Origin of the sequence: Devosia sp. Root105, assembly GCF_001424865.1 — a bacterium.
GTDB lineage: Bacteria > Pseudomonadota > Alphaproteobacteria > Rhizobiales > Devosiaceae > Devosia_A.
In genome coordinates this window covers 152,043-176,054 of sequence record NZ_LMCR01000001.1, presented here as the reverse complement: position 1 = coordinate 176,054, position 24,012 = coordinate 152,043, and the positions used below count along the sequence as shown (strand labels likewise).

At 65.6% G+C, this 24,012-nt stretch carries 19 protein-coding genes; 7 read left to right on the top strand and 12 right to left on the bottom strand.

Annotated features, from left to right (window positions below; translation table 11 throughout):
• From ASC68_RS00850 to ASC68_RS00840, 3 genes are read left to right on the top strand one after another with little or no spacing between them, the layout of a single operon-like run.
• Complete coding sequence (locus ASC68_RS00850; protein WP_055873334.1) at positions 1 to 2,079, top strand: hydantoinase/oxoprolinase family protein; 2,079 nt, start codon at positions 1 to 3, stop codon at positions 2,077 to 2,079.
• On the top strand, positions 2,076 to 3,734 hold the full coding sequence (locus tag ASC68_RS00845) for a hydantoinase B/oxoprolinase family protein (protein ID WP_055873332.1): 1,659 nt from the start codon (positions 2,076 to 2,078) through the stop codon (positions 3,732 to 3,734). The genes ASC68_RS00850 and ASC68_RS00845 overlap by 4 nt, the downstream gene beginning before the upstream one ends.
• A complete protein-coding gene (locus ASC68_RS00840) occupies positions 3,731 to 4,492 on the top strand; it encodes an SDR family oxidoreductase (RefSeq protein WP_055873330.1) in 762 nt (253 codons plus the stop codon). Before ASC68_RS00845 ends, ASC68_RS00840 begins: the two co-directional genes overlap by 4 nt.
• 191 nt (positions 4,493 to 4,683) lie before the next feature.
• On the opposite strand, the gene aldA is transcribed toward ASC68_RS00840, so the two are convergent.
• The 4 genes from aldA to dctP are packed head-to-tail and all read right to left on the bottom strand — an operon-like array spanning position 4,684 to position 9,016.
• Positions 4,684 to 6,153: an aldehyde dehydrogenase gene (gene aldA / locus ASC68_RS00835; protein WP_197420994.1), complete on the bottom strand. Its 1,470-nt coding sequence runs from the start codon at positions 6,151 to 6,153 to the stop codon at positions 4,684 to 4,686.
• Between the two features lie 18 nt (positions 6,154 to 6,171).
• A complete protein-coding gene (locus ASC68_RS00830; RefSeq protein ID WP_055873327.1) occupies positions 6,172 to 7,482 on the bottom strand; it encodes a TRAP transporter large permease in 1,311 nt (436 codons plus the stop codon).
• Between the two features lie 31 nt (positions 7,483 to 7,513).
• Positions 7,514 to 7,996 (bottom strand): TRAP transporter small permease subunit, encoded by a 483-nt coding sequence (locus ASC68_RS00825; RefSeq protein ID WP_055873325.1) that lies wholly within the window; start codon positions 7,994 to 7,996, stop codon positions 7,514 to 7,516.
• A 3-nt stretch (positions 7,997 to 7,999) separates the two neighbouring features.
• Complete coding sequence (gene dctP, locus ASC68_RS00820; protein WP_055873323.1) at positions 8,000 to 9,016, bottom strand: TRAP transporter substrate-binding protein DctP; 1,017 nt, start codon at positions 9,014 to 9,016, stop codon at positions 8,000 to 8,002.
• Positions 9,017 to 9,180: 164 nt separating this feature from the next.
• Here dctP and ASC68_RS00815 point away from each other — a divergent pair, with 164 nt between their 5' ends.
• Positions 9,181 to 10,179 (top strand): dihydrodipicolinate synthase family protein, encoded by a 999-nt coding sequence (locus tag ASC68_RS00815; protein ID WP_082527801.1) that lies wholly within the window; start codon positions 9,181 to 9,183, stop codon positions 10,177 to 10,179.
• A gap of 58 nt (positions 10,180 to 10,237) precedes the next feature.
• Positions 10,238 to 10,996: an aldolase gene (locus ASC68_RS00810; protein ID WP_248310491.1), complete on the top strand. Its 759-nt coding sequence runs from the start codon at positions 10,238 to 10,240 to the stop codon at positions 10,994 to 10,996.
• Positions 10,997 to 11,228: 232 nt separating this feature from the next.
• On the opposite strand, the gene ASC68_RS00805 is transcribed toward ASC68_RS00810, so the two are convergent.
• On the bottom strand, positions 11,229 to 11,867 hold the full coding sequence (locus ASC68_RS00805; RefSeq protein ID WP_055873313.1) for a GntR family transcriptional regulator: 639 nt from the start codon (positions 11,865 to 11,867) through the stop codon (positions 11,229 to 11,231).
• Positions 11,868 to 12,011: 144 nt separating this feature from the next.
• On the opposite strand from ASC68_RS00805, the gene ASC68_RS00800 reads away from it, so the two are divergent.
• Positions 12,012 to 12,899 carry a dihydrodipicolinate synthase family protein gene (locus tag ASC68_RS00800; RefSeq protein ID WP_055873308.1) on the top strand — a complete coding sequence of 296 codons (888 nt, stop codon included), beginning with the start codon at positions 12,012 to 12,014 and terminating at the stop codon, positions 12,897 to 12,899.
• A 130-nt stretch (positions 12,900 to 13,029) separates the two neighbouring features.
• Here ASC68_RS00800 and ASC68_RS00795 read toward each other — a convergent pair whose 3' ends face one another.
• The 7 genes from ASC68_RS00795 to ASC68_RS00765 all read right to left on the bottom strand — a co-directional run bounded on the left by ASC68_RS00795 (position 13,030) and on the right by ASC68_RS00765 (position 21,667).
• Positions 13,030 to 14,055, bottom strand: a complete 1,026-nt coding sequence (locus ASC68_RS00795; protein WP_055873307.1) for an oligopeptide/dipeptide ABC transporter ATP-binding protein — start codon at positions 14,053 to 14,055, stop codon at positions 13,030 to 13,032.
• Complete coding sequence (locus tag ASC68_RS00790; RefSeq protein WP_055873304.1) at positions 14,052 to 15,089, bottom strand: ABC transporter ATP-binding protein; 1,038 nt, start codon at positions 15,087 to 15,089, stop codon at positions 14,052 to 14,054. Before ASC68_RS00790 ends, ASC68_RS00795 begins: the two co-directional genes overlap by 4 nt.
• The gene (locus ASC68_RS00785) at positions 15,086 to 16,222 is read right to left on the bottom strand and encodes an ABC transporter permease (RefSeq protein WP_082533337.1); all 1,137 of its coding nucleotides are present in this window, start codon (positions 16,220 to 16,222) and stop codon (positions 15,086 to 15,088) included. Before ASC68_RS00785 ends, ASC68_RS00790 begins: the two co-directional genes overlap by 4 nt.
• On the bottom strand, positions 16,219 to 17,205 hold the full coding sequence (locus ASC68_RS00780) for an ABC transporter permease (protein WP_055873302.1): 987 nt from the start codon (positions 17,203 to 17,205) through the stop codon (positions 16,219 to 16,221). The genes ASC68_RS00785 and ASC68_RS00780 overlap by 4 nt, the downstream gene beginning before the upstream one ends.
• A gap of 59 nt (positions 17,206 to 17,264) precedes the next feature.
• Complete coding sequence (locus tag ASC68_RS00775; RefSeq protein ID WP_162247939.1) at positions 17,265 to 19,199, bottom strand: ABC transporter substrate-binding protein; 1,935 nt, start codon at positions 19,197 to 19,199, stop codon at positions 17,265 to 17,267.
• A 151-nt stretch (positions 19,200 to 19,350) separates the two neighbouring features.
• Complete coding sequence (locus ASC68_RS00770; protein WP_055873295.1) at positions 19,351 to 20,439, bottom strand: sialidase family protein; 1,089 nt, start codon at positions 20,437 to 20,439, stop codon at positions 19,351 to 19,353.
• Between the two features lie 136 nt (positions 20,440 to 20,575).
• On the bottom strand, positions 20,576 to 21,667 hold the full coding sequence (locus ASC68_RS00765; RefSeq protein WP_055873293.1) for a sialidase family protein: 1,092 nt from the start codon (positions 21,665 to 21,667) through the stop codon (positions 20,576 to 20,578).
• 345 nt (positions 21,668 to 22,012) lie between these two features.
• Between ASC68_RS00765 and ASC68_RS00760 the strand changes: the two genes are divergently transcribed.
• Positions 22,013 to 23,944, top strand: a complete 1,932-nt coding sequence (locus tag ASC68_RS00760) for an ABC transporter substrate-binding protein (RefSeq protein ID WP_055873291.1) — start codon at positions 22,013 to 22,015, stop codon at positions 23,942 to 23,944.
• The last annotated feature ends 68 nt before the right edge of the window (positions 23,945 to 24,012 follow it).

The window sequence follows — 24,012 nt, the reverse complement described above, 5'->3', positions numbered from 1 at the left end:
ATGACCCACAGCGCCCGCCTCAGCGTCGATATCGGCGGCACCTTTACCGACCTCGTCTTGCTGCGCAGCGATGGCGCCAGTTTTTCGGCCAAGGTGAGTTCCACCCCCGAGGCGCCGGAAGATGCGCTGGTCACCGGCATGCTCGAGGTGCTGGCGGCGGCGGGACTTGCCCCCGACGGGCTCACCGAAGTGCTGCACGGCACCACCGTCGGCTCCAACACGCTGCTGCAGAAACTGGGCGCCCGCTGCGGGCTGATCACCACGCGCGGCTTTCGCGACGTGCTGGAGATCGGCCGGCTGCGCACCCCCGGCATGTTCGACCTCACCTGGGATAAGCCGGAGCCGCTGGTGGCGCGCCGCTATCGGCTCGAAGCCACGGAGCGGGTGCGGGCCGACGGCACGGTGATGACGCCGCTGCGGCTCGACGACGTGCTGGCGGCGGGACGGTTCTTCGCCGCCGAAGGCATCGAGTCGGTCGCGATCTGCTTTCTCAACTCCTACAAGAACCCGGTGCACGAGCGGCAGGCAGCGACTGTATTCGCCGCGGCCTTCCCGGATATCGCGGTGACCGCCTCGGTGGATGTGCTGCCCGAAGCCGGCGAGTATGAGCGCACCTCGACCACGGCGGTGAATGCCTATGTGCTGCCGCCGCTGCGCGGTTACCTCACCCGGCTGGAGCAGAAGCTCCGCGCCCATGGCGTGACGGCGCCGCTGTTGATCGGCAACTCCAATGGCGGGCTCTCCTCGGCCAGCGTGGCGCAGCAAAAGCCGGTGTTCTTCATTTCCTCGGGCCGCTCCTCCGGGGCGGTGGGCGCACAGCGGCTCGGCGCCGCCACCGATGAAGCCAACCTCGTTGCCTTCGACATGGGCGGCACTACCGCGTCGGCGGCGCTGATCCATCGCGGCATCCTGGCGCGGACGCACGAATATGAGTTCCGGGCTGGCATGTCGGTGCCGTCGCGCTTCATCAAGGCGGGCGGCTACATGATGCGGGTGCCCACTGTCGATGTCGCCGAGGTCGGCAACGGCGCGGGCTCGATCGCCGCCATCGATCCGGCGGGGCTGCTGACCGTCGGGCCGCGCTCGGCCGGAGCGGCGCCCGGGCCGGTATGCTACGGCCGCGGCGGCACGCAGCCGACGGTCACCGATGCCAATGTGGTGCTCGGCCTGCTGCCGCCGCGCCTCGCCGGTGGCAGCCTGTCGCTCGATATCGCGGCGGCCCGCGCCGCGATCGATCGCCAGCTGGCGCAGCCGCTGGGGCTCAGCATCGAAGCGGCGGCCTATGGCATCCGCGAGATCGCCAACGCCAACATGGTGCGCGCTATCCGGGCGGTGACGGTGGAGCGCGGGCTCGACCCGCGCGACCTGACACTCCTCGCCTTCGGCGGCTCGGGCCCGGTGCATGCGGCGGATCTGGCGCGAACGCTCGGCATCACCCGCGTGCTGTTCCCGCCCTCGCCTGGCGTGTTCACTGCCATGGGCATGCTGGCCGGCACCGTGGAGCATCACGAGTTGCGGGCGCTCGCCGGCCGGCTCGACCGCGTCGATGCAGCGGAGGTCGTGGCGCTCTCGGCCGAGATGCAGCGAGCTGCGGTCGCGCAGCTCACGGCCCAGGGTTACCCTGCCGCGGCCATCGCCTGCAGCTATGAGATCGACCTCAGGCTCGATGGCCAGGACGCCGCTCTGTCGATCCCGTTCGACCGGTTCGATGCGGCGGTGCTCCGGCCCGCCTTTATCGCCGCCTATCGCGACAGCTATGGCTACACCCCAACCGATGCGGTCGAGGCAGTGGCGCTGCGGCTCCACGCCCGTGCGCAGAACTCCGAGCCGCTGGATTTCCGCGCCCTCAAGGCCGGCGACCCCGGCGATGGCGAAGCAAACGCCGCCCGGCGCGAGGTGCATTTCGGTCGTGGTGGAGCGCAACTGACGCCGGTGCTGCGTCGCGCGGCGGTGACCGGCGCCATCGATGGACCTGTGATCATCGAGGGCCCGGATACCACCATCGTCATTCCATCAGGCGCACGCGTTGCGCCCAATGCCACCGGCAGCCTCGTCGCCACGCTGGAGCCGGTCCGATGAACGCCCTCGACCCCATCACCTTCGCGGTCATCAAATCCGGGCTCGATACCATCGTCGACGACATGGCCTATGCGGTGATGCGCACTGCCCGTTCGCCGATCGTCCGCGACGTGCTCGATTACTCGGTGACCATCTGCGACGCCGAGGGGCGCATCCTCAGCCAGGCCAAGACCGTGGCACTGCATCTGGGGGCGGTTCCCGACGCGATCGAGGTGGTGCGGAGCCGCTTCGCAGGCGACCTGTTCCCCGGCGACGTGATCGTCCTCAACGATCCCTATGACGGCGGCATGCACCTGCCTGACATCTTCATGTTCAAGCCGATCTTTGCAGGGGAACGGCTGCTCGGCTTCTCCGTGGTGATCGCGCACCATTGCGATGTCGGCGGCCGGGTGCCGGGTTCGAACGCTTCGGATTCGACCGAGATCTTCCAGGAGGGGCTGCGCATCGCCCCGATGAAGCTCTACGAGCGCGGCCGCCCCAACCGCACGCTCCTGACCATCATCGAAAAGAACGTGCGCCTGCCCGAACTGGTGCTGGGCGATCTCGATGCGCAATATGCCACCTGCAATATCGGCGAGCGCGAAATGCTGCGGTTGTTCGAGCGTCACGGCGACGAGCTGGAGCGCTATTTCGACCGGCTGATCGACTATGGCGAGGCGCTGACACGCAAGGCGATCGCCAGTTGGCCGGATGGGGAATACCGCTTCACCGACTATATCGATGGCGATGGCTTCTCACTGGCGCCGATCCCGATCGTCTGCTGCATCACCGTGAAGGGCGACCATCTCTGGGTGGATTTCACCGGCTCGTCGCCGCAGGTGAAAGGCGCCATCAACGCGACGCTGAGCTTCGTCAAATCCGCAACCTATCTCACCATCCGCTGCGCCCTCGACCACGACGTGCCCAACAATGCCGGGGTCTATCGCTGCATCACGGTGACGGCGCCGGAAGGCTCGATCCTCAACCCGCGCATGCCGGCGCCGGTCGCGGCGCGCGCCCTCACCGGCTATCGCGTTGTCGACACCGTAATGGGGGCGCTGGCGCAGATCGCGCCGAAAAAGCTGATGGCGGCCGGCGAGGGCGGCAATACCGTGGTGGCGATCGGCGGCTATCACGGTGAGCCGCCAAAACCCTTCGTCTTCGTCGATATGATCAACGGCGCCTGGGGCGGCCGAGCCGACAAGGACGGGGTCGAGGGCATCACCAACCCCAGCCAGAACATGTCGAACCTCCCCATCGAAACCATCGAGGCGCGCTATCCGCTGCTGATGGAGGAATATGCGCTGAGGCCGGATTCGGGCGGCGCCGGCGAGTTTCGTGGTGGGCTTGGGTTGGTGCGGCAGTATCGACTGCTGGCCGAGAGCGCCGTGCTGCAGTTGCGCGCCGACCGCCACGAGCATTCGCCCTATGGCCTGTTCGGCGGCGGTCCGGCAGCCTCGTCGCGCAACCTGATCGATCGCGGTGCCGGCTTCGAGGTGCTGCCGGCCAAGGTGACGCTGGAGATCGGCAAGGACACAGTGATCCGGCACGAGCAGGCCGGCGGTGGCGGCTGGGGCGATCCGCAGCGGCGCGCGCGCCCCGCGATCGAGGCCGACATCGCCAATGGCAAGGTGACGCCCGAAGCGGCGGCGAAGGATTATGGGAGCAAGCGATGAGCAAACTCGTGGTGGTCACCGGCGGCGCCAGCGGCATCGGCGAGGCGACGGCACGGCGCTTCGCAGCCGGCGGCTGGGCGGTGGAGATCGCCGACCGCAATGCCGAACGCGGCGAGGCCATCGCGGCGGAGCTGGGCGCCACCTATACCGGGCTGGATGTCGCCGACGACGACGCGGTGGCGGCCTATGCCACAGACGTGCTGGCGCGCCGCGGCGCGGTCGATGCGGTGGTCAACTCGGCCGGCGTGCTGCAGAACGCCGTGCGCGTGCTCGAAATGGATATGGCCGAGTATGACCGCATCCACGCCATCAATGTCCGCGGCACCCTGGTGGTCAACCGGGCCTTCGGCACGGCGATGGCGGCGCGCGGCGCGGGTGTGCTGATCAACATGGGCTCGCTCACCACCTACCGTCCCTCCGGCCAGCCGGCCTATGCCATGGGCAAGACCTCGATCAAAATGCTGACCGAAATCCTCGCCGCCGAACTGGGCCCCAAAGGTGTGCGGGTCAACGCCGTGGCGCCCGGCTACGTGCTGACCCCGGCCATGCAGGCACGCATCGATTCGGGTCAGCGCGACCCGAAACTGATCATCGAAAAAGCCGCCCTCCGCCGCTTCGTACAGCCCGCCGATGTCGGCGAGGCGATCTGGTTCCTGTGCTCCGACGCCGCCTCGGCGATCACCGGTGTGACCCTGCCGGTGGATGCCGGCTGGCTGGCGACCAGCGCGTATACGGCTTATGCGGCGGTACCGGAGTAGGGGGCTCACCCCCACCCTAGCTTTGCCAGGTCGCTTCACTCCCGGCGACGCTACCCTCCCCACAAGGGGGAGGGAGACCTGACTGCGAGCTCTCGGTTCCATCGTCTCCCTCCCCTTGATGGGGAGGGTAGCGCAGCTGGCCGCGTCAGCGGCTTAGCGAAGCTGGGTGGGGTGGAGCAGGTCGCCCAGGCTCACGCATAGTTCACGTAGATCGTCTTCTTCTGGAAATACGCATCCAGCCCATAACGCCCGTCCTCGCCGCCGATGCCGGAATCGCGGATGCCGGCGTGGTGGGCCTGGACCACGTCGCCGCCCTGCTTGTTGACGTAGATCTCGCCGAATTTCAGCTCGCGGATCAGCCGCATCATGCGGCGCATGTCCTTGGTGAACACATAGGCCGAGAGGCCATAGCGGCTCTCGTTGGCGAGCCGCAGGCCTTCGTCGAAATCGGTGACGGTCATCACCGGCACCACCGGCCCGAACACTTCGTCCTGCATGATCTGCATGGAGTTGTCGTTCACCTTCAGCACCGTCGGATCGTACCAGTGGCCGCGCGAGAACTCGCCCTCGGTGAGGCGGCGTCCGCCGGTCAGCACTTCGGCGCCGGCGGCCTTGGCCGCCTCCACCATGCGATCGACCTTGTCGAGTTCGGGGCGCGAGAATTTCGGCCCGACATCGACTAGCGTCGTGGGGTCGCCGACCTTCAGTTGCTTCACCGCGCCGGTGAAACGCTCGAGGAACTCGTCGGCGATCTTTTCGTGCACATACATACGCTCGTTGCAGATGCAGACCTGGCCGCAATTCTCGAAGCGCGACAGCACCGCGGCGCGCACCGCGGCGCCGATATCGGCATCTTCGGCGACGATGAAGGGCGCCTTGCCGCCGAGCTCGAGCCGAAGGATCTTGAGGTCGTCGGCGGCGTTGCGGAAGATGTCCTTGCCGGCCCGCACCGAGCCGGTGAGGGTAATCAACCGGCTCTGCGGGTGGGTCACCAGTGCCCGGCCGACCCCTTCGCCGGTGCCGCTGACCATGTTGATGACCCCCGCCGGAAAGCCGACCTGGTCGGCGAGCTGGGCGATCTCCAGCGCCGTCGTCGGCGTCCCCTCGTGCGACTTCACCACCACGGTGTTGCCGGCGATCAGCGCCGGCCCGATCTTCCGGCACATCAGCGCGGCCGGGTAGTTCCAGGCGGTGAGCGCGATCACCACGCCATGCGCCACCTTCTGGATCCAGATCTGCTCGTCCGGATTGTCCGAGGGGATGATGTCGCCGGTGATGCGTCGGGCTTCCTCCGCGGCATAGCTGAGGTAAAGCGCGGCGCTTTCGATCTCGCCACGCGCTTCCTGCAACGGCTTGCCCTGTTCGGCGATCACCATGCGGGCGAGCCGCTCGCGGTTTTCCAGGACGACGCGGGCGAGGTCCTTCAGCAACTGGCCGCGCGACGCCGGCGGCAGCGCTTCCCAGGCGGGCTGGGCCTGGTAGGCGGCGGTGACCGCACGGTCGGCATCGTCGGCATTGCCGCGCGGCACCGAAGCGATCACCTGGCCGGTGGCCGGGTTCTCCACCTCGATCCATTCCTTGAGCGTCGAGTCCACCCACTGTCCGCCGATGAAGTTGCGGTAGCGGTCGGTGCCTTTGACGAGATCTTTCATGCCGGGCATGGCGGGGTCCTCAGGTGGTCAACGCATAAAATTGCCCTGGACTTTGTAGCCCGCCATTTCGGGCAGCCAGAGCGTGATTTGGGGCACATAGACGAGCACGAAGAGCAGCCCGATCAGCGCGATCAGAAAGGGCCAGAGCTCCTTGGTGATATCGGCGACCTTGATCCCGGAAACTCCGGCGATCAGGAACACCAGCTCGCCCATTGGTGGGGTGACGAGGCCGATCATCAGGTTCACCACCGAGACGACGCCGAAATGCACCGGGTCGATACCGAGCGCGATCACTGTCGGCATCAGGATCGGGATGATGATCAGCAGCATCAGCAGCGTATCGAGGAAGGCGCCGAGGATCAGGAACAGCAACGTCACCACGAACATGAACAGCACCGGGCTGAGTTCGAGGCTGATCATCCACTGGCCCATCGCCTCGGGGATCTGCTCGGCCGCCACCACCCAGTTCATCACCAGCGCGCCGGCAATGGTGATGGCGACAATGGCGGTGGCCTTCGATGAATCGACCAGCACCCGGTAGAAGGCTTTGAGAGTCAGCGAGCGATAGAGGAAGGCGGCGAGCAGCAGGGCGCAGAACGCCGCTACGGCAGCGGCCTCGGTGGGGGTGACGGCGCCCGAATAGATGCCGCCGAGCAGGATCACCGGCAGGAACAGCACCGGGATGGCGTGAAACACCGTGCGCGCCGCCTCGCGGAGCTTTGGCGCCGGTTCGACCGGAAAATCCTTATAGCGCGCCATCACCGTGACGATCGCCGATTGCGCCCCGGCCAGCAGCAGCCCGGGAATGACCCCGCCCATGAACAGGTAGCCGATCGAGGTGTTGGCGACGACGCCGTAAAGCACCATCGGAATCGAGGGCGGGATGATCGGCCCGATGATCGCCGAGGTGGAACTCAGCGCCGCGGCAAAACCTGGGCTATAGCCGGCCTTCACCATGGCATCGACCTCGAGCTTGCCGGGGCCGGCGGCGTCAGCCAGCGCCGAGCCGCTCATCCCCGAAAAGATCACCGAGGCGAGAATGTTCACATGCGCCAGCCCGCCCTTGAAGCGGCCGACCAGCATATTGGCGACGCCATACATCCGCTCGGTGAGGCCGCCGGCATTCATGATCTCGGCGGCAAAGATGAACAGCGGCACCGAGAGCAGCACGAAGCTGCCATAGAGGCCGTTGAGGCTCTGGGTGGCGACCAGCGCGATATCCTGCTGGGTCAGCAGCAGGTAGACGATGCCGCTCGCCAGCATGGCATAGCCGATCGGCATGCCGAGGAACGACCACAGGAAGAACAAGGCGAACATCGCCCAGGCGGAAAAGCTCATGACGCTGGGGTTCTTTGGTGTCGCATCTCAGTCAAAGCGATTTCTGCCACTCGGCGCTCAATAGCCGCCGGATCCGGATCGCCGCGCCGACCACCACCGCGATGAGGAAGATGGCAAAGCATGAGTAGACCAGGTCCATCCGCACATGCAGCAGCATGGTGCTGCGCTTGCCGAGGAATAGGATGTAGTCGATGACGCCCGGTAGCGCCGCGAGGAAGGCGAGGCCGAGGCAGGCGGTGTTGAAGATGGCCAGCCAGCGCCGCGGCCCCGGCTTGAACCAGTTGTAGATCACGTCGAAGACGATCTGCTGCCGCTCCGGCACCAGGATTCCGCAGCTCCAGAACACCACCCAGACATAGGCGATGGCGCAGAGCTCCAGCGTCCAGGCCACCGGCGCGTTGAAGATGTAACGCGAGGCGACCTGGACGATGAAGGCGAAGAACATGACGGCAAAACTCAGTGCCGCCACGCCCTCGGCCACCTGCGTCCACAGGTTGCGGAGCCGGTTGGGCACGGATCAGGCGCCGGCGGCGTTGATGCGGTCGAGCAGGCCCGCAGGCCAGCTCTTGGCGAACTCGCTCTCGAGGAACTTCTTCTGCACCTGGTCGCGGAACGAGGCGACATCCGGGGTGACCACCGTCAGGCCCTGGCCTTCGAGGAACTTCACCGCATCGGCTTCGGCCGCCAGCACGGCATCGTCGTTGAACGCCTTGGCTGCGGCCTCGGCGGCTTCGATGGCCTTCTTCTCGGCATCGCTGAGCCCGTCCCAATAGGGTTTGGCCACCGCAAAGAAGGTGTTGGAGACCATGTGGTCGGTCAGCACCACCTCTTTGGTCACTTCGTAGAACTTGTTGGCGATCACGTCGGCCAGGGGGTTCTCGAAGCCATCGATGGTGCCGGTCTGCAGCGCCAGGTAGATTTCCTCGAAGGCCAGCGGTGTGGCGTTGCCACCGAGCGCGTTGCCGAGGAACTGCCAGGTTTCGGAGCCGGGCATGCGCAGCTTCAGCCCGGCGAGATCGGCCGGGGTCTTCACCTCGCGCGGCTTCACCAGCACCAGCTGGCGCGAGCCCAGATACTGGCTGCGGACGATCTCGAGCCCGAGATCGGCGCCCACCTTGGCCTTGTACTCGGCCCCGACTTCGCCGTCATACACCGCGTCCAGATGCTTGGCGTCGCGCATCAGGTAGCCATTGGTGAAGATCGAATATTCGGGGATCAGCGCCGCCACATCCTGCGGCGAGATCATCGCCACTTCGAGATTGCCGCGCTGCATCGCCTCGATCTCGGTGCCCTGCGCGAACAGCGTGCCGTTATAGTGGATCTGCACATCGAAGCCGCCGGGCAGCGCCTTTTCGAGTTCGTCCTTGAACACCACCAGCGCCTTGGACTGGATCTCGTTCTCGGCGCCCGGGGTGGAAATGCGGAGCGCCTTGGCCTGGGCAAATGCCGGCCCGGCCATGGCGATGGAAACGACGAGAAGTGCGGCGCCCGATATCAGCGTGCGGCGCCCGAATTTCGGAACGTTGAACGTCATGATTATTCTCCCTGCATGGAGCCGCACGCCGAAGCGCCCTCTGCGGCCCCTTTCGCAGTTTCGATGCTTCAACAGGGCGGAGGATGCGTCAAGCACAATGTTGACAATCGGCAATTAATCTTGATGATGACGAGCATCCTGAAGCTGGCCATTCGAGCCACGAAATGCAGTTATCTCAAGAGGTTAGAGTGGATGGTCTGCCCAAGACCCGGTGCCTTGCGGTCGCCATAGCGACCCCTCTGACCAGGGATTTTCACCCCGATTTGCCGCGTCTGGTCGCCCGCATGGGGGCGCTGCTGGCGGCTGGCTGCGACGGCATCACGCTGTTCGGCACCACCGGCGAAGGCGCCGAGTTCTCTCTCGAGGACCGCACGCAAACGCTCGAGGCGGTGATCGCCGCCGGCATTCCCGCCGGCCGGCTGGTGGTCTCGATCGGCGCGCTGTCGCTCCCCGATGTGGTGGCGCTGGCGAGCCATGCCACCCGGCAGGGGGTGCACGGCGTGCTGCTGATGCCGCCCTGCGTCTATCGCGGCGGCATCACCGAGGACGCGACGTTCCGCTATTTCGCTGCGGTGATCGACCGGGTAGCGCTCTCGGCGCTGCGGCTCTATCTCTACCACTTCCCCGATATCTGCGGCGTGCCGATCACCCCGCAAGTGGTGCGCCGGCTCGACGAGCGCTATCCGGGGATGATCGCCGGTGTGAAGGATTCCGGCGGCGACCTCGATTTCACCATGGACCTGGTGCGCCGCTTCTCGCACCTGTCGATCTTCACCGGCAGCGAGATCCACCTGCCCGAACTGATCGCGGCGGGCGCGCGGGGCACCGTTTGCGGCCTCGCCAATGTCATGCCGCGCCTGATGCGCGGCATGATGGACGAGCCGACGGCGTTCGATCGCCGGGCCCTGCTGCCGCTGCTCTTTGCCGGCGACGCCATCCTGTCGCGCCGGCCGTTCATTCCGTCAGCCAAGGCGGTGGTGGCCGATTGGCTCGACGATGCCGAGTGGCGCAGGGTGATCCCGCCAATGCCGGATATCGCCATCCTGGAACGCCAGCACATCGTCGCCGATTTCCGCGCCTGGGATGCCGGCCTGCCCGAGCCGTGGCGCAGCATCGCCGCGGTGCCCTCGACCACCAATGTCGTCGACCTCAAGCGCGCCTGACAGGAGAGTCCATTTGGCCCACTCGCTCGACGGCAAGCCGCAACTTGCCACTGCTGCCGTGCCGCGCAGCAACGCGCCCGATCTCCACAGTCCGGCCGTGCGCGAAGCACGAGTCGATCTTGCCGCCTGCTTCCGCATGGCGGCGCGGCTGGGCATGCACGAGGGGATCTGCAACCACTTCTCGGCGGTGGTGCCGGGCCATGACGAGTTGTTCCTCGTCAACCCCTATGGCCGCGCCTTCGCCGAAGTGACGGCCTCGTCGCTGCTGATCTGCGATTATCTGGGCAATGTCATCGACGGCGACGGGGTACCCGAGGCGACGGCCTTCTATATCCATGCCCAGGTGCATCGCCGGCTGCCGCGCGCCCGGGCCGCGTTCCACACCCACATGCCCTATGCCACGGCCTTGTCGATGACCGAAGGCGACCCGCTGATCTTCGCCGGCCAGACAGCGCTGAAGTTCTATGGCCGCACCGCCGTCGACCGTGACTATAACGGCCTGGCGCTCGACGAGCGCGAGGGCGAACGCATCGCCGCCGCCATCGGCGACGCCGATATCGTGTTCATGAAGCACCATGGCGTCATGGTCTGCGGCAAGACCATCGCCGAGGCCTGGGACGATCTCTATTACCTGGAGCGGGCGTGCGAAGTGCAGTTGCTCGCCATGTCGACCGGCCGTGAGATCAAGCCGGTAGCGACGGAAATCGCCGAGGCGGCAGCGCGGCAGATGCGCGAAGGCGACGCCGAATCCGGGCGCCTGCACCTCGAAAGCATCAAGCGGCAGTTGGACAGCAGCGAGCCGGAATACCGGCACTGAGGGTGGGGCTGGGCCGACACCGCTCCTCGCTTCGCTCATAGCGCGCTACGCTTCGCTCCGCGTACCCCTCATCCGGCGCTGCGCGCCACCTTCTCCCTCAAGGGGAAAAGGGAGTCCCGACTGAGATGCCTGAGGTGGTCGTCCTTCTCCCCTTGAGGGAGAAGGTGCCCGAAGGGCGGATGAGGGGTACGCGATTCGAAAGCATCGCCGATCCGAGCGGAGCGAGGAGCGATTACCCCTCCGCGTGCAGCATCCGCCCCGCATCCTCGATATGCTTCCGCAGCAAGCCCACCGCCTTCGCCACATCGCGCTTGCGGCAGGCATCGAGGATCAGCTTGTGCTCCCGATGCGCGTCCGCCCGGCCATTGGTGGCCATCACCTGCATGCGGATGTAGCGGCCGATGGTTTCGTGGGTGCGGCGCAACAGCTTCAGCATGCCTGGCCGGCCCGCCGGGGCGTAGAGCACCTCGTGCAGGCGCCAGTTGGCGTCGCCCCAACCGTCGAGGCTGATATCGGCCATTTCCGAGATGATGGAGGTGGCCTTGTTGAGGTCGGCTTCGGTCATTTCGGGGATGGCGAGCGCGATGAGGTGCGGCTCGACCAATAGCCGCAGCTCGAACAGTTCGGCGATTTCGGCGCGCGAGATCGGCGAGACCTGGGCGCCCTTCTGCGGCGTCAGCACCACCAGCCCCTCGGCCTCGAGCTGGCCGAGCGCCTCGCGCACCGGGCTGCGGCTGACGCCGAGTTCCGCCGCGATCTGCTCCTGCTGCAGCTTCACCCCTTGCGGGTAGTGGCCGCCGAGGATGCGGCGGCGCAGTTCCTGCGCCACCTGGATGCTGATGGTCGTCTTGTCGAGCAGGCCTGTCGCCATGTCCCGTCTCTCCAGCTGGCCCTCAGGGCCTCAATCGCTGTTACAGAGCCTTGCCCCGCCTTGCAACGTCGAAATGAGGAATGTATACATTCGACATACGGCGGACCACAGGTCCGGCATTCCCAAGACAAGTTGAGGCGAGAGATGACCTGGAGCGGCGTGTTCCCTGCAGCCACCACCAAGATGACGGCGAGCGGCGGGCTCGATCTGCCTGCCATGCAGCTGAGCATCGAGCGCCTGGTGAAGGGCGGCGTCAGCGGTGTCATCGTCTTGCCGATGCTGGGCGAAAACGCCGCGCTGACCCAGGCCGAAAAGGACAAGGTGGTGCGAGCGGCCAAGGAAGTGGTGGCCGGCAAGGTGCCGCTGCTCTCGGGCCTCGCCGAGCTCTCCACCGACGATGCGATTGCCGCGGCGAAAAACTACCGCAAGCTCGGGGCCGAGGGGCTGATGGTGTTCCCCAGCCTCGCCTACCGCACCGACCGGCGCGAGACTATCGCCTGGTACAAGGCGGTGGCCACCGGCGGGCTGCCGATCATGATCTACAACAACCCCATCGCCTATAAGGTCGATGTCGACGTCTCGACGCTCGAGGGCCTGGCTGGGGTGCCGGAGATCGTCGCGGTGAAGGAAGAGACCGGCGATATCCGCCGCGTCACCGACCTCTACAACGCCTTCGGCGACCGCTTCGATATCTTCTGCGGCGTCGACGACCTGATCCTCGAGAGCCTGGCGCTGGGCGTCGTCGGCTGGGTTTCGGGCATGACCAATGCCTGGCCGAGCGAATGCGTAAAACTGTTCAACGCGGCGCGGGCCGGCAACTTCAAGGCAGCGCTGCCGCTCTACCGGCTGATGACTCCGGCCTTCCACCTCGATACCGACGTCAAGCTGGTGCAGTACATCAAGTTCGCCGAGCACCTGGTCTACGGCGCCCCCGAACACATCCGCCCACCGCGGCTGCCGCTGGAGGGTGAGGAGCGGGCAAGGGTTGAGGCGGTGATCATGAAGACGATCGCGGACCTGAAGCGGGTTTAGGTCACTGATGAACTTCCCCTCACCCAGACCCTCTCCCCGGAGGGGAGAGGGGACGCACTTTGAACGGGCGGTGCCACATCGCCCCCTCTCCCCTCTGGGGAGAGGGTCGGGGTGAGGGGCAGTGCAACCCCTAAGCCACCCCACGCAAACTCAGCGCCTCGGCAAAATGACACGCCGCCAGATGCGGTCCCGTTACCCCTTCCACCTGCCGCAGCGGCGGCACCGTGCTTTTGCACACCTCCTGCGCATACGGACATCGCGGATGGAACGGACAACCCGACGGCCGGTTGGCGGGGTCGGCGACTTCGCCGCGGATCGCCACGCGTTCGCGCCGCACATGCGGGTCGGGTTCGGGCACGGCCGACAGCAGCGCTTCGACATAGGGCATTTTCGGGGTGCGGAGCAGCGCCTCGGTTTCGGCGAACTCGACGATCCGGCCCAGATACATCACTGCCACCCGGTCGCACTGGTGCTCGATCACCCCGAGGTCGTGCGAGATGAACAGGTAGGTGGTGCCCAGCCGCTCCTGGATGTCGCTCAGAAGGTTCAGCACCTGCGCCTGCACCGACACATCGAGGGCCGACACCGCCTCGTCGCAGACGACGAAATCCGGCTCCAGCGCCAGCGCCCGGGCGATGCCGATGCGCTGCCGCTGGCCGCCGGAAAAAGTGTGCGGGTAGCGCAGCAGGTAGCTCGCATTGAGCCCGACCAGCTCGAGCAGTTCCACCACCCGGTCACGACGCTGCTTGTGCGTGAGGTGGTCGAGGCAGATCAGCGGTTCGGCGATGATCTCCTCGACATTCATCCGCGGGTTGAGCGAGGCATAGGGATCCTGGAACACCATCTGCATCTTGCGCCGGATGCGCTTCAGCTCGGTGCGGCCGAGCTTGGCCACATCGACCGTGCCATCGCGGTCGTGAAACAGGATCTCGCCGGCGCTGGGCTCGATGGCGCGGAGGATGGCGCGGCCGGTAGTGGATTTGCCGCAGCCGCTTTCGCCGACCAGCCCAAGCGTTTCGCCGCGCATGATGTTGAGGTCGATGCCGTCGATGGCGCGCACTTCGCCGGTGACGCGGCGCGACAGGCCGGAATGGATCGGGAAGCGCTTGCTCAGTCCCCTGATCTCAAGCAGCGGCGCGGTCTGTGCCTCGATCATGCGGCCTCCAGCGCGACCGAAGCCGCCAGCACTTCAGGGTAGAGCAGGCACCGGGCCCGATGGCCGGGCGCCACCTCGGCCATCTGCGGTTTCACCACATCACAGAGCCCGGCGACCGCCTTGGGGCAGCGCGGCTGGAAGGCGCAGCCGGGCAGTTCGGCGAGCGCCGAGGGCACCGAACCGCGCATCGCCGGCAGCCGCTCGCGCTTGCCGCGCCGGCTGCCGAGCCGCGGCACCGAGCCGAGCAACCCTTGCGTGTAGGGGTGCCTGGGCGCATCGAACAGCGCTTCGGTGGTGGTCTCCTCGACCACTTCGCCCAGATACATCACGGCGACGCGCCGTGTGGTCCGCGCCACGACGCCGAGATCATGGGTGATCAGCAGCACCGTCATTCCCAGCTCCTGCTGCAGCCGCTGCAGCAGTTCGAGTATCTGCGCCTGGATGGTGACGTCGAGCGCGGTGGTCGGCTCGTCCGCCACCAGCACGTCGGGCTTGCAGGCCAGCGCCATGGCGATCATGGCGCGTTGCCGCATGCCGCCAGACAGCTTGAACGGGTGGGCATCGAAGTGCTGCCGGGGGTTGGGCATGCCGACCAGCTCGAGCATCTCGATCGAGCGCTCTTTCGCAGCGCGCTTGTCGAGCTTCTCGTGGATCAGCAACATCTCGGCGATCTGGTTGCCGATGGTGTGGACCGGCGAGAAGGCGGTCATCGGTTCTTGGAAGATCATCGCCAGCCGGCGGCCGCGGATGGCGCGCATCGGGGCTCCGTCCGGGTCAAGTGCGGCGAGGTCGACCGGCGGCGTCTTGCGGTCGTCGAGGACGATCGAGCCGGCGGTGATGCGCATCGGCGACGGTGTGATGTTGAGCAGTGCTCGCGCCGTCATCGATTTGCCGCAGCCGCTTTCGCCGACCAGCCCGGTGGTGGCGGCGCGGGGGAGGTCGAGGTCGATGCCGCGCAGGGGCCGCAGCATGCCATGGCGGCTGCGCGCCGCGACTTCGAGCCCGCGGATGGAAATGATCGGGCCGTCGGTCACTTAAAACTCTCCCGCGAGAACGGGTCGGCCGCATCGCGGAGGCCATCGCCGAGGAAGTTGAAGGCGAGCACGGTGACGATCACCAGCGCGCCGGGCAGCAGCAGCCAGGGGGCGGTGGCCAGCGTGTTGACGTTCTGCGCATCCTGCAGCAGCACGCCCCAACTCAGCGCCGGTGGGGTGAGGCCGATGCCGAGAAAGCTCAGCGCCGTTTCGGCCAGGATCATCGAGGGGATCGACAGCGTCACCGAGGCGATGATGTGGCTCATGAAACTGGGTAGCAGGTGCTTGCCGATAATGCGGGCCTCACTGGCGCCGGCGAGCCGCGCCGCCATGACGAAATCCTCTTCGCGCAGCGACAGGAAGCGGCCGCGCACCACCCGCGCCAGGTCGGTCCAGCCGACCAGCGACAGGATCACGGTGATACCGAAATAGACTTGGATGGTGGTCCAGTCATGCGGCAGCGCCGCCGCCAGCGCCATCCACAGGGGGATCGAGGGGAAGCACTGGATGATCTCGATCAGCCGCTGCACCGCGAGATCGACCCAGCCACCGAAATAGCCGGAGATGCCGCCGAGGATGACGCCCAGCACCAGGCTGATGGCGACGCCGACGAGGCCGATCGACAGCGAGATGCGCGAGCCATAGACCATGCGCGAGAACACGTCGCGCCCGAGGCTATCGGTGCCCATCAGGAAGAAGGCGCCGCCCTTGTCGACGCCGAACAGGTGCATGTCGGTAGGGAACAGGCCGAACCAGCTGTGCCGGTCGCCGGCAATGAACAGCTGCACCGGATATCGCTTGGACGTGTCGATGGCGTAGACGCGCTTGAAAGTCTTGCGGTCGAGCTGTTGCGACACGCCGAAGGCGACCGGCGGCCAGACGAACTCGCCATCGACCATCACGGTCGGCCAGCTCGGTGGCGAGAACGGCAGGCCGGTGCGGCTTTCGGGGTCGAAGGGCGCGATCCAGTTGGCAAAGATCGCCGTCAGGTACAGCGCTGCGATCACCCAGATGCTCGCGACCGCCAGCCGGTGGGCGCGGAACTTGTACCACATCAGGGTGAGCGGCGATTCGACCGGCGCGCCTCGCACGCTTCCGCCGCCGATAGGCAGGGGTTTGGCCGTAACGCTCATGACAGCCGGATCCTGGGGTCGAGCCAGGCGAGGAGGATGTCGGAGATCAACACGCCAATCACCGTCAGCACCGCCAGCATCAGCACGAACGCACCGGCAAGATAGGTGTCCTGGCTGAGCAGCGCTGCATAGAGCAGCGGCCCGGTGGTCGGCAGGTTAAGGACGATCGAGACGATCACCTCGCCCGAGATCATCCCTGGCAGGATGAAGCCCATCGAGGAAACGAACGGGTTGAGCGCGATGCGCACCGGGTATTTCAGGATCAGCAGCATCGGGTGCAGGCCCTTCGACCGCGCCGTCTCGACATAGGGCTTTCTCAGTTCATCGAGCACGTTGGCGCGGGTGATGCGGATCAGGCCCGCCGTGCCGGCGGTGCCGACGATCACCACCGGGATCCAGAGGTGACTCAAGAGGTCGATGAACTTGTCCAGGCTCCATGGCGCGTTGAGGTATTGCGGCGAGAACAGCCCGCCGATCGACAGGCCGAAATAGCGGTTCGAGATGTAGAGGAAGGTCAGCGCCAGCATGAAATTGGGAATGCCGAGGCCGAGAAAGCCGAGGATGGTGAAGAAGTAGTCGCCCAGCGAATACTGCTTCACCGCCGAGAAGATGCCGATCGGCAGCGCCACGCTCCAGGCGAACAGTAGCGAGCAGGTGGCAACGAGGAAGGTGGTGGGCAGCCGCTCGATGATCAGCTGGCTGACCGGCAGGCGCCACTCGAACGAGTAGCCGAAATTGCCGTCGAAGACGATATTGCCGAGCCACTTGAAGTACTGCACCCAGATCGGGTCATTGAGGCCGTAGCGCAGGCGCAGCGCGTCGATCGTCGCCTGGTCGACAGTGGTGCCGAGTGCTTCGAGACGCGCGATATAGGAGCTCAGATAGTCGCCGGGCGGCAACTGGATGATGATGAACGAGATGATCGAGATCACGATCAGCGTCGGCACCATCCAGACGAGCCGTCTCAGTACGAAACCCCACATCGCATCGCCCCGGCAGAAAATCGGGGGGCAACTGCCCCCCTTCTAGTTGGCAGGAAAGACTACTGAGCGAGATAGAACTGCTCGGGATGATAGCGCGCCATGTAGCCCCAGTCCCATGAGGCCATGCCCTGTTCCGGGATATTGCGCATGGCGTTGGAGACGATCAGCGGCTGCGGGAACGCTCCGACCGTGCCGATGGTCCAGGCGCCGTCGGCATTGGCCTTCACCACGGCCTTGCAGCCTTCGACCAGCGCCTCGGGCGTGCCGGTAGCCTTGGCCTTTTCCCAGGCCGCCATGGCATCCTTCATGTCCTGCGGAGGCTCTTCGCCCTTTTCGCCATGGGTTTCGAACCAGGTGGCCCACAGGGTGGCGAAGGCGCCGTGCCGCTGCGTTCTCGGGATGATCTTCGGGCCGGTCACCCAGAGCGGGTCGGTGGCGCTGTCGGCGTGCCACAGCCCCATATCGTGCTGGTTGGAGGTGGTGAACTCGAAATAGAGGCTGCGCTCCACCTCGCGCACGTCGAAGTTGAGGCCGATATTGCGGAAATAGGTCTGGGTCAGCTCGACGATCTTGCGCTTGGCATCGCCGCCTTCGCCGGGCCAGTAGGTGAGGGTGAACTTGAACGGCTTGCCGTTGGGCAGGGTGCGCCAGTCGCCATCCAGCTTCATGCCGATCTCGTCGAGCAGCGCCTTGGCGCCATCGGGATCGAACTGGGTGTTGGTCTTCGAAACCGCTTCATCCCAGCAGCGTCCGCCGATCGGCAGGATCGAGTTCTGCATGGGCGTGCCGAGCCCGAAGAACACCAGCTCGTTGATCTCGTCACGGTTGATGGCGATCTCGAGCGCCTTGCGGAACCGGATGTCCTGGAACAGGGCGCGCTTGTCCGGATCGGCGACGGTCTGGTTCAGCATCATGTTGGCGATGTTGGTGAAGCCGGCGCTGTACTCGAGCACGCGGTAGCCGCCCTTTTCGGCATTGTCGATGAACACCGGCATCTGCGTGATGGTGGTGTTCTCGAGCGCCAGGTCGGCTTCGCCCGATGAGGCTTTGAGCGTGTAGACCTCGGGGTTCTGCACCAGGTCGACATCGACCTTGTCGATATAGGGCAGCTGGTTACCTTCGGTGTCGACCTTGAAATAGAAGGGGTTGCGCTCGAGGATCAGGTGGCTGCCATTGGTGGAGGCCGGCTTGAAGGCGCGGATCACCGGGCTGTCGAAATTGGCGACGCCGAACACGTCGTCGCTCAGCGCCTTCTGCGCGAACAGCTCGGCCCAGGTGGCGTAGCCGGCAGCCTTGGCCATCTCGGCGAGTTTGGCCGGATCGGCATATTTGGGGTGGAACGGTTTCAGGAAATGCGCCGGCAGGAAGATCTGCCCCTGATAACCGTCGCGGGCAATCAACAGCTCGATCAGCCGGTTCGGCGCCTTGAAGTCGAGCTTGAAGGTCTGCTCGTCGACCACCGTCACCGTCATCGGCTCGCCGGCCGACATCCAGTCGCCCGGCATGGTCGGGGTCAGCTCGGCATTGTTGATGACGTCATCCCACCAGAAGGCAATATCGGCGGTGGTGAAGGGCTCGCCATCGGACCATTTGAGGCCCTTGCGGAGCGTCATCGTGAGGGTCTTGTCGTCGTTCGACCATTCCCAGGATTGCGCCAGGTTCGGCTCGATCGTCGCGCCGTCTTCGGCGTTGAGCCGGGTCAGCGACTCGATGCCCACCACTGAGGTGGCGTCGCCGAACTCTTCGGTCGATGAGCGCATGGCGCGCGCCGTGCCGCCATAGCTGCCGACCTCGGAGACCGGCGTGACCACCAGCGGCTCGGGCGGCAGGCGCTGCTCGATCGGTGGCAGGCTGCCATCGGCAACGGCCGCGTCGAGCATGGGAGACTGTTGGAATGCGGCCGCCCCGAAGGCCGTGGTCGAAAGCAACAAAGTCGCGAGGGTGGCGGTGCCGACAAGGCGCCGGCTCCATCCCCCGATTGTGCTGAGTGTCATAACGCTTCCCCTTTCCTGACTTCTTCCGAAGTCCCCTCGGGCTGGCCATGTCCCGGAAAGCCTCACCGCCCCCTCGGCGGCAGGCTCCGTTCTGGCAATGGCGCGGTCCGATCTCCTTTCCGGCCTGCCCCATGGCAGGCCCGTAATCGCGTCAGGGCGCCCAGATGGTGGCGCCGATGAAGCGCTCGCCGAGCGCCTCGTTGAAGTAGTAGGCGGTGACCAGCTCGCCGGCGGCATTGGCGACGGTGCGCGGATAGCCGAGGTCGTGGTTGCCGCCGTTGCGCCGCAAATGCCGGGCGGCACTCCAGCTCCGGCCGCCATCGTCCGAAATGCGCGCATCGATGGTGTAGGGCGCATCGCGATTGCCGTAGGTCAGGGCGATCCGGCCATCGGGCAGCAGGTTCAGCGTCGCCGGGTTGCCGAGGTGGTTGGCATGCCGGTCACGGAAGGCGGTGGCAATGCTCGGGCCGTCCCAGCTCTTGCCGTTGTCGGTGGAGCGGTAGATCTCGACGGTATAGTCCTGGCCGTGTCCGGCGCGGGTGGCGACGAGAATGGTGCCGTCCTTGAGGCGCAGGCTCGCCGGCATGATGCCGTGGTCGAGATCGGGCAGTTCCTCGCCGATCCAGCTGAGAAAGTTCCAGCTGATCCCACCGTCGCGAGTCTCGGCCGCGAACACCCGGCCTTCGACCCCATCGGCCTTGTTGGCGGTGAGAAAGACGATCAGGTGGCTCTTGCCCAGCACCAGGTAATCGGTGCGGGCGGCGACGCCGGCCCAGACGAATTGCGGAAAGGCGAATGGTCCCTGCCAGCTCTTCGCCCGGTCGAGCGACAGGTAGTAGAAACTGCGGCAACCGGGCTCCAGCCCATCGCGAGCGCACATCAGGGCGAAGTCAGGATGGGTGAAATCCACCGCTTCGGCTTGCGGCTTCGGCCCCTCGGGGCCGTCGAGCAGCTCGCCGACACGCAGGCCCGCCGCCATGTGCTCGTCGGCCGACAGGCCGCGGCCGCCGGGGGTCTTGCCGGGGAACCCGATCACCTTCCAGCTGCGGCCGCCATCGAGCGAACGGGCCTGATGGGTCAGCGCCGGGTAGTTTTCGTCGCGGGCGTGGAACTCGGCGTCACGCTCGTAATGGCAGGTGACGAAGCCGACGACCAACTCGTCGCCCCAGGCCCACATGCCGTAATTGGCAGGCCAGCCCGCAAAGCGCCCCGGTTCTGAGTAGACGGTTACCTGCTCCACGGCGCGTCCCCGAAAGAGCCAGAGGCGGACCCCTGCTGAGGGTATATTGTCAGCAATAAAATCGCTGCACAAGCCGAGCCGCGGAGCGGCTCTATCGGTTGGGACATGGTGTCGATCGCCGGGTGGGTGATGAGGCTCATGGTCGCCAGCGCGTGGCGCCGATGAAGCGCTCGGTTCTGGCGTCCTCGTTGAAATAATAGGCGGTGACCAGGGTGCCATCGGCCGCCGCGACGGTGCGCGGATAGCCGAGATCATGGCTGCCGCCGCCGCTGCGCAGCACGATGGTCGGGCCCCAGGTCTCGCCATTGTCGGATGAGACCTTGGCGTCGATGCTGTAGGGGGCGTCGCGGTTGCCGTAGGTCATCACCACGCGGCCATCGGCCAGTTGGTTCAGCGTGCCGGGGTTGCCGAGGTGGTTCTTGGCATTGTCCTTGAACGCCGCCGCCACCTGCATCGGCCCCCAGGTGCGGCCGAGGTCCCTCGAGCGGTAGGTTTCCATGGTGTAGTCGTGGCCGTGCCCGGCACGGACCACGACGAGGATGTCGCCGTTCTTCAGCATCAGGCTTGCCGGCATGATGCCGTGGTCCTTGCCCCAGAGCTCCTCGCCGATCCAGCTGAGGAATTTCCAGCTCAGCCCGCCATCCAGCGTTTCGGCCGCGAACACCCGGCCTTCCTCGCCGTCGAACTTGTTGGCAGTGAGAAAGACGATCAGGTGATCCTGGTTGACCACCACATAGTCAGTGCGGGCGGCGACGCCGGCCCAGACGAATTGCGGCCATTTGAACGGGCCCTGCCAGCTCTTCGCCCGGTCATAGGAGAAGTAGAAGAACGACTGGACGCCCGGCTCGAGCCCGGTGCGCGCCGCCATGAAGGCGAAGTCGGGATGGGTGAAGTCGATTTTCTCGGTGAGCACGGTCGGCCCTTCCGGCCCGTCCATCACCTCTTCGAGCTTCAACCCCCTAATCATGTGCTCATCGGCCGACAGCGCCCGTCCGCCGGGCAGCCGGCCCGGAAACGGGCCATAGGCCCAGGTCCGGCCACCGTCGAGACTGCGCGCCATGGTGGTTGTGGTGGGTTGCGAGCGGTCGCGGGCATGGAAGCCGGAATTGGCATTGAAGGTCGACACAGTGAAGCCGACGACCAGTTCATCGCCCCAGGCCCACATGCCGTAATTGGCGGGCCAGCCGGCGAATTTCCCCGGTTCGCGAAAGATCGTCACCTGCTCCACCGACCCCTCCAGCCTGCATAATGTCGACATTATCCACGATGCGGCACCCACCCCAACCGGTCAAGCGCAAAATAGATGATTGTCAGCAATGTTGGGCGTGCACATCTGTCACGTTTGTCAGCGGCCATGACCATAATCCCATGTGGGTCGAGCTGATAAGCCGGAATCGACGAGCAGAATGCAACTTTCGTCGTGCATTTGTCATGGGCCTTGACAAAGTAGGCTTTGGCGCTACCGTTTAGCTCAGCATTGCCTCGGGGGTGTTGAGGCAATCGCGGCCGGCGGGACGCTGGTGCGCGGCGGGAGCAAGGGGCTCCACGCGCAGCAATCAGGGGAACATGTGAGATGATCAAGCTATCCAGGAGACTGTTCGTCACGTCGTCCTTGGCGACGCTCGCCGCTGCGGCGACTGGCCTCGGCCCGGCGCTCGCCGCTGCGATCGGCGAGGCGCCGATGCTGAAGGCGTTGGCCGATGCCGGGACGCTCCCGCCGCTGGCTGACCGCCTGCCCAAGAACCCGATGGTGGTGACGCCGCTCAGGGAAGTGGGCAAGTACGGCGGCACCTGGCGCTCGACCATTGTTGGCGGCGGTTCGCTGTCGATGCTGTTCCGCTACCAGGCCTATGAGCCGCTGATGCGCTACAACCCGGAATGGACCGGGGTGATCCCCAACGTCGCCGAATCCGTCGTCGCCAACGACGCCGCCACCGAATTCACCTTCAAGCTGCGCGAAGGCCACAAGTGGTCCGACGGCCAGCCCTACACCACCGACGACGTGATGTTCTGGTACGAGGACGTGTTCTCCAACCCCGACATCGAGGTCACCAACCAGGACCACCTGATCGTCGGTGAGGACAAGGCGGTGTTCACCAAAGTCGACGCGCTCACCTTCACGGTCAGCTTCAAGAGCTCGAACGGCCTGTTCCTGCTGCTGCTGGCCTGGGCCGACAGCGACCAGACGACCCGCTTCCCCAAGCACTACCTCAGCCAGTTCCTGCCCAAGTACAATCCGGACGCCGACAAGCTCGCGACCGACCAGGGCCTGTCGGGCTGGGTGCAACTGTTCCAGAAGAAATCCGGCGCGGCGCTCGAGGACGACTTCTTCACCAACAGCGAAATCCCCGTCCTCCACCCATGGAAGATGAAGGTGGCGCCGGGCGAGAGCACCGAGCATGCCATTGCCGAACGCAACCCCTACTATTTCAAGGTCGATACCGCCGGCAACCAGCTGCCCTATCTCGACAGCATCGACTACGTGCTGGTCGCCGACGCCCAGGTGCTGCTGCTCAAGTGCCTGCAGGGCGAGATCGACCTGCTCGACCAGTATATCGGCACCCCGACCAACAAGTCGGTGCTGTTCGACGGCAAGGAACGTGGCGGCTACGACTTCTATACGACGCTCTCGACTCAGCCCAACGAGATGGCGATCTGCCTCAACATGACCCATCCGGACAAGGTCAAGGCAGAGCTCTATTCGAACAAGGATTTCCGCATCGGGCTGTCGCATGCCATCGACCGGCAGGCGCTGATCGACTCGGTGTTCGTCGGCATCGGCTCGCCCTCGCAGCCGGCCATCGCCGAGGGCGATCCGCTCTACAATGAGCGGTTGGCGAAGCAATTCACCGAGTTCGATCTCGCCAAGGCCAATGAATTCCTCGACAAGGCCACGCCCAATAAGGATGCCGATGGCTATCGCCTCGACAGCTCCGGCCGCCGCATCACCATCATCGTCGAGCAGGATCAGAACCGGCTCGAAATGGTCGACATGATGCAACTGATGATGCCGATGCTGAAGGCGGTTGGTATTGACGGCCAGCTCAAGCTGATCGACCGCTCGCTGTGGGAAGTGCGCATCCGCCAGAACATGGATTACGACGCCACCACCAACCGCTTCGGCGGCGGCATCGGCCTCGCGGCCATGCTCGATCCGCGCTACTTCGTGCCCTATAGCGGCAACGCCTTCTACGCCATGGGCTGGCAGATCTGGTACAACGACAAGACCGCCGCCAATGCCGTCGAGCCGCCGGCCCAGGTGCAGGAAGCGCTCAAACTCTATGACGAGGTGAAGAGCACGGTCGACGATTTGAAGCGCGTCGAGGCGTTCAAGCAGATCCTCGAGATCGCCGCCGACCAGTTCTACTGCATCGGCATCAAGGTGCCCAACGACGCCTACGGCATCGTGCGCAACGACTTCCACAACGTGCCCGACAAGATGCCGAACTCCTTCGGCTACCCCACTCCGGCGCCGACCAATCCCGAGCAGTACTTCAAGGCCTGACCCGGCCTGACCGGGGAGCCCCCCAGGGCTTCCCGGCCTCTGACCGGGGACGCCTGACAGCTCCCCGG